This is a genomic window from Mitsuaria sp. TWR114 (genome assembly GCF_007997345.1).
Genome location: NZ_VOSR01000451.1, coordinates 1 through 6,618 on the forward strand (window position 1 = coordinate 1; position 6,618 = coordinate 6,618).

Consider the following 6,618-nt stretch of genomic DNA (forward strand, 5'->3'; position numbering starts at 1 on the left):
GCGGCCCGCTGGCGCCGGCCGCGTCGGAAGCGGTGATGCCGCGGCTCGGCGCGCTGCTGCCGCTGCTGGACCATCCGTCGGCGGCCGTCGTGCGCGTGGGCGTGAGCTGGCTGCTGCTGCATCCCGCCGGGGTCGCGCTGCTGCCGCCGGCGCTGATGACGCGGCTGATCACCGCGGAGGATCCCGAGCGTCGCGCCGGGGGCGTGCGTCTGCTGGCGGCGCTGCCCGACGAGGTGCTGCGCCGCCAGGTCGATCTGATCGGCGACCTCGCGACCCATGCCCATGCCGGCATCCGCGCCGCGATCGGATCGGCGCTGCTGCGCGTGGCGCGCGACGACGCCGACTTCGCCCGCCAGGTCGCCGACCGCCTGCATCGCTCGCTGTTCCAGACGGAAAGCGGCGAAGGCGCCCATGCCGATGCGCTGCGCTGGCTGACGCAGGACCTTGCGCCGCACGCGCCGGCCCGCGACGCCGCCGGCAGCTGGCGCGCGCTGCAGGCGCGCAGCACCGGCGCACAGCGCTACGGTGCCTGGGCGCTCACCACGCTGACCCCGGACGACTTCTCGCTGCGCCAGCTCGCCACGCTGGTCCGCCATGCCGATGCCGGCGTGCGCGCCTGGGCGATGCGGGCGCTCGACACCCGCCTGCCGCCGGTGCCCTCGCACGAGCAGTCCGAGCAGCTGCTGCCGCTGGCCGAATCGAGCTTCGACGATGCGATCGCGTACACGCGGACGCTCTTCGGCGAGCGCTTGCCGGACGAGTCCCTCGCCGTCGAATTGCTGATCGCATGGGTGGACCATCCGCAGGCCTGGGTGCAGGCGCTGGGCCGCGCGCGACTGGTGCGCCGCATGAGCGCCGCCGACGCGTCGCTGTGCCTCACGCGCCTGAGCCAGCACCCCGGCACGCAGGTGCAGCTCTTCGTGACGCAATGGCTGCTGGAGCTGCCGACCGATGACGCGCCCCGGCTGGCGCGGCAGCTGCGCGCGCTGACGCCCTACTTCCTCACGGTGCTGAGCCAGGTCCATCGCGGCCGCGCCGCCAAGTCCCGCGTCACCGCCTTCCTGCGCGCGCAGATCGCGGCGCCGGAGACCGCCGAGGTGGTGGCGGAGATCTTCGCGCGCCAGGTGGTGACCGCCAGCCTCACCGACAAGCCGCAGTACATCGCCGGCCTGCGCGACATCGCCGCGCGGCATCCCGGCATCGCGCTGCCCTTCCTGAGGTGGCACTCGCCCGCCGGCGCCACCACGACCACCGCCGACCCGGCCTGACGACGATGCAGTTCCGCTACAAGTACTACGGCAGCACGACCGTCGACGACACCGCGGCGTCGCAGTCCTTCCACTTCGCGCCGGACACGCTGCGGCCGCCGACCGCCTTCGACGGCCTGCTGCGCAGCGCGTCGCACGCGCACCTGGCGTTCCGGGAGGCGATGTCGGCGCTGCATGCCATCGTCGTCAGCGACCAGCGCTACCGCGGTCGCGACAAGTCCGTCTACCGGCAGTGGCTGGCGGAGAACGAGCAATCGCTGCTGGCGCGCTTCATGTCGCGCTCGGCCGAGCTCAAGCAGTCCAGCGAGACGCTGAACACCGAGCTGCGCACGCTGCGCGCGAGCAAGCAACGCGTGCTCGCGCCCTTCTACAAGGCGCAGCAGGCCTATTTCAACTGGTTGTTCTGGAACCACCGCGACGCCTGGTACGTGCTGGACCCGGTCATCACCGTGCATCCGGAGCGCCTGCTGTTCGAGGCCTTCAGCCAGGACGAATCGACCTACTGCGCGGTGAGCGTGCGGCACGACGTGTTCGACCGCACCGGCGAGATGGCCTGCGGCACGACCAACATCGACTACTCGGCCAGCCTGCACGACGAGTTCCAGAAGATCCGCGACTACAAGACGACGCGGCTGCAGCTCGATCCCGCCGGCTTCACCGTCGCCACCGGCGACGACCCGGCCTTCCGCGAGGAGAAGATCGACCTGCCCGACAGCTGGGTCCGCGGTTTCCTGCAGGTGTCCAGCGCGATGACGCTGCCGGCCACCGTCGTCGAGCTGCATCCGATGGACCTGCACAACCTGTGCGCCGCGCTGCGCCAGCGCAAGGAGCGGGCGGGGCCGCGCTCGCTGCGCTTCGAGCTGTCGCCGGGCGGGCCGGCGCGGATGGTGCTCGAGCCCTGGAACCAGATCTTCACCGCGCGCCGCAGCGCCATCGTCGGCGCGCCGCTGACCGCGCCGCAGACGATCCGCGTCTGGGGCCGCCGCCGGCTGCTGACGCTGGAGCGGCTGACGATGCAGAGCCGCGAGGCCGTCGTGCGAGCCGCCCGCATGAGCGGTCAGGTGCAGCAGCTGGGCGATCGCGGCGTCAGCATGGAGCGCGCCGCGCGCCAGTACGCGGTGCTGGAGGACCAGGCGCTGCGCAGGCGCTTCGAGGAGGATGCCGACGATGCCGAGCATGTGCTGGGCCTGCTGCGCGCGCAGGGGCTGACGCCGGCGCCGCTGGAGGCGTGGAAAGCCAAGCTCGACGAGATCCGCGCGCTGCTGGACAGCCCGCGCGCCCTCCCCGCCAACGCGCGCAGGCGCGAGACCGAGCTGATGACGCGTTTCCGCGAGCTCGGCGGCCTGACCGGCGGCCTGGCCGAGGACGTGCGCCGCCATGCCGAGACCAGCAACCGCGTGCTGCAGGACAAGCTCGAGAACGGCCGCGTGCTGCTGGGCCAGCAGGTCCTCGGCGCGATCGCCGTGGCGGCGCTGCTGTCGCTGGTGTTCGGCATCTTCCTGACCCGCCCGCTGCGGCGCCTGGAGCGCGCCATCGCCGGCCTGGGCGAGAACCGCCTGGACGACCGCATCGAGATCCCCGGCCCGGCCGACCTGCGCTCGCTGGGCCAGCGGCTGGACTGGCTGCGCCTGCGGCTGGCCGAGCTCGATGCCGACAAGGCGCGTTTCCTGCGGCATGTCTCGCATGAGCTCAAGACGCCGCTGGCCGCGCTGCGCGAGGGCACCGCGCTGTTGGAGGACGAGGTCGCCGGGCCGCTGAACGACAAGCAGAAGGAGGTCGCCCGCATCCTGCGCGACAACACCGCCGTGCTGCAGCGCCAGATCGAGGACCTGCTGCGCTTCAATGCCGCGGCCTTCGAGGCCCGCGACCTCAAGCCGCAGCGCACCGAGCTGGTGTCCCTGATCCAGGGCACGATCGACCACCAGCGCCTGCAGTGGCAGGCACGCGGATTGCAAGTGCGCCTGTCCGGCGGCCCGCTCGAAGCGGAGGTCGACCCGGCCAAGATCGCGGCCGCGGTCGGCAACCTGCTCTCCAATGCGATACGCTTCGCCCCGCCCGGCGGCCACGTCGACATCGACCTCGCGCGCCAGGGCGGCCAGCTCACCATCGACTTGCGCGACGACGGCCCGGGCGTCGCGCCGGCGGACCAGGCCCGCATCTTCGAGCCCTTCTATCGCGGCGAGCGCCAGCCCGACGATGCCCTCAAGGGCACCGGCATCGGCCTGTCCATCGTCACCGAGTACATCGCCGCCCATGGCGGTCACATCGACCTGCTGCCCGCCGACCAGGGCGCACATTTCAGAATCACGCTGCCATGCGCCCACACGCCACGGTCCCTGAAGTCCCTCACCGCCTGACCGCGCGGCCACCGGTCCCGCTTGCCGCCATCGCCGCGGTGGCGGTGGCCCTGCTCGCGGCGGGCTGCGCGCAGCAGCCGCCCCGCACCATCGTCAAGGAGGTCCGCGTCGAGGTGCCGGTGCAGGTGCCCGTCGTGGCGCCCACCGACAACGCGGCGCGCATCGTGCTCAATGCCAACGACCGCCTGCGCCAGCTCAGCCCGCTCGAGCTGGGCCAGGAAGTCGCGCCGCGCGACGATGCCACGCTGCCGCCCGGCAACGCGGTGCAGCTGGCGCTGGCGCTGATGTTCAGCCACAACAACGGCGAAACCTTCCGCGCCCAGACCCTGCTCGACCAGGTGCTGCGCGACGCCCGGCCCGAGGCCAACGAATGGCGCCCCATCGCCCAGTTCCTCGCCGACCGCGTCGCCGAGCAGCGGCGCATGGAAGGCGAGCTCGAGAAAACCAAGCAGGTCCGCGACGACCTGCAACGGCGGCTCGACGAAGCCAACCGCAAGCTCGAGGCGCTCAAGGCGATCGAACGCAGCCTCGGCGGGCCGCGCTCGGCGCTGGACAAGCCATGAGCGCAGCGCTGGGCCGTCCCAAGCAAGCTCGCGTCCCCTCGGGGGACCGGTCGCGGCTTGCCGCGGACGAGGGGCTCCAATGAGCGCGGGCGCGCGGCTCCTCATCGTCGACGCGACGCCGACCTGCTGAAGCTGCTGTCGATGCGGCTGGAAGCGGCCGGCTACGACGTCACCGCCGTGGCCAGCGCCGAGGCCGCGCTGGCGCAGATGGACGTGCAACGCCCCGCGCTGGTGCTGAGCGACGTGCAGTTGCCCGGCATGGACGGCCTGGCGCTGTTCAACACCATCCGCGAGCGCCACCCCGCGCTGCCGGTGATCCTGCTGACCGCGCACGGCACCATCCCGGACGCGGTCGCCGCCACCGCGCAGGGCGTCTACACCTACCTGACCAAGCCCTTCGACGGCCGGGCGCTGCTGGACACCATCGCGCAAGCCCTGACCCTCACCGCGGTCCACCAGGACGACAGCCCCGACCAGGCCTGGCGCGAGTCCATCGTCAGCCGCTCCAACGTGATGGCCGAGGTGCTGGCCGAGGCGCGCCTGGTCGCGGCCTCGCAGGCCCCGGTGCTGATCCGCGGCGAGAGCGGCTCCGGCAAGGAGCTGCTGGCCCGCGCGATCCATGCCGCCAGCCCGCGCGCCAAGCGGCCCTTCGTCGCCGTCAACTGCGGCGCGATCCCGGAGCCGCTGCTCGAATCGGAACTGTTCGGCCACGTCAAGGGCGCCTTCACCGGCGCGCTGGCCAACCACCGCGGCCTCTTCCAGGCCGCCGACGGCGGCACGCTGCTGCTCGACGAGATCGGCGACATGCCGCTGCCGCTGCAGGTCAAGCTGCTGCGCGTGCTGCAGGAACACCAGGTGCGCCCGGTCGGCGCCAGCGCATCGGTGCCGATCGACGTGCGCATCCTGTCGGCCACCCACCGCGACCTGGAGGCCGCGCTGGCCGAGGGCCAGTTCCGCGAGGACCTCTATTACCGGCTCAACGTCGTCAGCCTGACGCTGCCCAGCCTGGCCGAGCGCCGCGAGGACATCCCGCTGCTCGCCCAGCACTTCCTGCAGAAGCTCGCGCTGAAGTACGACAAGCGCCTCAACGGCTTCGCGCCCGACGCGCTCAAGGCGCTCACGATGGCCTCCTGGCCGGGCAACGTGCGCCAGCTCCACAACGTCGTCGAGCAGGTGAGCGCGCTGGCGACCTCGCCGCTGATCCCGCTCTCGCTGGTGCAGCGCGCGCTGCGCTCGCCCAGCGTCGAAGTACTTCCTTACGCGGAGGCGCGACAGCGTTTCGAGCGGGAGTACCTGGTCGGCCTGCTCAAGCTCACCGACGGCAACGTCGCCGATGCCGCGCGGCTCGCCGACCGCAACCGGACCGAGTTCTACCGCTTGCTGCAGCGCAACGGACTGGAGCCCTCGATGTTCCGGTCCGAAGGACCTGTCGCCGAATAGCGACAAGAAAATTCATTCAAAATCAACAACTTGCAGAAAAACCCACCGTCAGCGTCGCCGCCCGGCGACAGAAAATTCACGGTGCGGCAGCGCACAAAACGCGTAAGTTGTTGATCTGAAAGAGAAATCGCCGGTGGCACGGGCCTTGCAGAAAGGCCCGCCACATGCGAACTATTCACGCCCTCACCCCTCAGGCCCGCATCCCGGCGACCAGCGCTCGCCGCCAGGCTGACCAACGTCGGTGGATCGGATCGTTCATCGGGCTGGCCGTCGGCGCCGCCCTGCTGGCCGCGGCGTCCGCCGCCCAGGCCTTCGGCTTCGACGAGATCGCCGAACGCGCCAAGGGGCTGGCGGCCAAGCCCTACGTCGCGCCGCCGGACAACTTGCCGGCCGAGCTCAAGCAGCTCAACTACGACCAGATGCGCGACATCCGCTTCAAGCCGGATCGCGCGCTGTGGCGCCAGGAGCGGCTGCCCTTCGAGCTGATGTTCTTCCACCTGGGCCACTACCAGACCCAGGCCGTGCGCATCAACGAGATCGTCGGCGGCCAGGCCCGGCCGGTCCCGTTCAAGCGCGAGGACTTCGACTACGGCAAGAACAGCCAGCTCTCGCCGGGCAAGTGGGGCGATGTCGGTTACGCCGGCTTCCGCGCGCATTACCACCTCAACAACGACAAGTACAAGGACGAGCTCGCCGTCTTCCTGGGCGCGAGCTACTTCCGCGTGCTGGGCGCCAACCAGCATTACGGGCTGTCGGCGCGCGGCCTGGCCATCGACACGGTGGGCGGCAAGGGCGAGGAATTCCCGCGCTTCAGCGAGTTCTGGATCGAGCGCCCCGGCGCCGACGCCAAGACGCTGACCGTGCATGCGCTGATGGACTCGCCCCGCGCCAGCGGTGCCTACACCTTCGTCATCAAGCCCGGCGCCGAGACCGTCGTCGAGACCCGCGTGCGCCTGTTCATGCGCGCCCCGGTGGCGACGCTGGCGCTGG

General features: G+C 71.4%; 3 protein-coding genes and 2 pseudogenes. All 5 read left to right on the top strand.

The window, feature by feature from the left end; genetic code table 11:
- A pseudogene (locus FUT87_RS28920) lies at window positions 1-1,268 on the top strand (hypothetical protein); the annotation flags it as partial.
- Window positions 1,220-3,625 (top strand): ATP-binding protein, encoded by a 2,406-nt coding sequence (locus tag FUT87_RS16290; RefSeq protein WP_147241691.1) that lies wholly within the window; start codon window positions 1,220-1,222, stop codon window positions 3,623-3,625. The pseudogene FUT87_RS28920 and the gene FUT87_RS16290, both read left to right, overlap by 49 nt.
- A 38-nt stretch (window positions 3,626-3,663) precedes the next feature.
- Window positions 3,664-4,188, top strand: coding sequence for a hypothetical protein (locus FUT87_RS16295; RefSeq protein WP_091725690.1), 525 nt, complete (start codon window positions 3,664-3,666; stop codon window positions 4,186-4,188).
- 79 nt (window positions 4,189-4,267) lie between these two features.
- A pseudogene (locus FUT87_RS16300) lies at window positions 4,268-5,628 on the top strand (sigma 54-interacting transcriptional regulator).
- Between the two features lie 164 nt (window positions 5,629-5,792).
- A partial coding sequence (locus tag FUT87_RS16305) for a glucan biosynthesis protein (RefSeq protein ID WP_186830574.1) occupies window positions 5,793-6,618 on the top strand: 826 nt, incomplete at its 3' end.